Source organism: Cryobacterium sp. TMT3-29-2, assembly GCF_004564305.1.
GTDB classification, from domain to species: domain Bacteria; phylum Actinomycetota; class Actinomycetes; order Actinomycetales; family Microbacteriaceae; genus Cryobacterium; species Cryobacterium sinapicolor.
On sequence record NZ_SOGK01000048.1, the window covers coordinates 1 to 1,087 of the forward strand.

Consider the following 1,087-nt stretch of genomic DNA (forward strand, 5'->3'; position numbering starts at 1 on the left):
TGTACCCGGCCAGGACGTTGGTGACACTTCGCGGCTTGTGAAAAGGGAGAACCTCCGGACTTAGTGGAGGTATCTAACGTCTTCACAAGTCACGGAGGTCCTCATGAGCCACGTTAATGCGCGTTTGACTGTCCATGGAAAATTGCTCCTGATTCGACGTGTAACTGTGGATAACCGGCCCGTCTCTCACGTCGCGAAGGAACTCGGAATCTCCCGCCAGTGCGCTCACCGATGGGTGGCGCGCTACCGCTCTGAGGGCCCCACCGGATTGCGGGAGAGGTCCTCCCGGCCGCGGTCATCACCGAAAAAAACAAGCCCTGAGCTTGAAAGCATTGTTCTTGCGTCCAGGCGCAAGCTGAAGGCCGGTCCGCTCCGCATCGCTGAGAGAACCGGAGTTTCACCCCGAACCGTGTCCCGGATCCTGGTGCGCCACCAGATCCCACCACTGGCGCATTGCGACCCACTGACCGGGCAACAGATCCGCGCATCGCGGGCCACGAACAACCGCTACGAACGTGAACGACCCGGCGAACTCCTGCACATTGACGTGAAAAAACTCGGCCGCATCCCAGACGGCGGTGGTTGGCGGGCCGACCCGGAACAGAGCAGACACAACCACAAGAAGGGCCGCACAAGGGTCGGTTTCGACTACGTCCACGCCGTGATCGACGACCACACCAGGCTCGCCTACGTCGAGATCCACGCCGACGAGAAGGGCATTACCGCTGCCGGCGTGCTCCTTCGAGCTGCGGAATTCTTCGCCCAGAACGGGATCCCGAAGATCGAACGCGTCCTCTCCGACAACGCCTTCGCCTACCGAAACTCCGCCGCGTTCAAGGACGCCGTCGCGCAGCTTGGCGCAGAGCAGCGCTTCATCAAACCGCACTGCCCCTGGACCAACGGCAAGGTCGAACGCCTCAATCGGACCCTCGCCACCGAATGGGCCTACAGCCAAGTCTTCACCAGCAACAAAGACCGCACAGCAGCTCTTGCACCCTGGCTCAACTACTACAACACTGAACGAATCCACGGCGGCATCGGAGCAACCCCCATCAGCCGAGTGTCACCAACGTCATGACTCGGTACA

The 1,087-nt window shown here is 60.9% G+C and carries 1 protein-coding gene; it reads left to right on the plus strand.

What is annotated here, in order from left to right; genetic code table 11:
- The first annotated feature begins 103 nt into the window (after positions 1–103).
- Positions 104–1,078, plus strand: a complete 975-nt coding sequence (locus E3O67_RS06110; RefSeq protein ID WP_135102239.1) for an IS481 family transposase — start codon at positions 104–106, stop codon at positions 1,076–1,078.
- The last annotated feature ends 9 nt before the right edge of the window (positions 1,079–1,087 follow it).

What these genes read in the sequence shown, in the direction of transcription:
- E3O67_RS06110 (WP_135102239.1), top strand. Translation starts at nt 104, where the DNA reads ATGAGCCACGTTAATGCGCGTTTGACTGTCCATGGAAAATTGCTCCTG.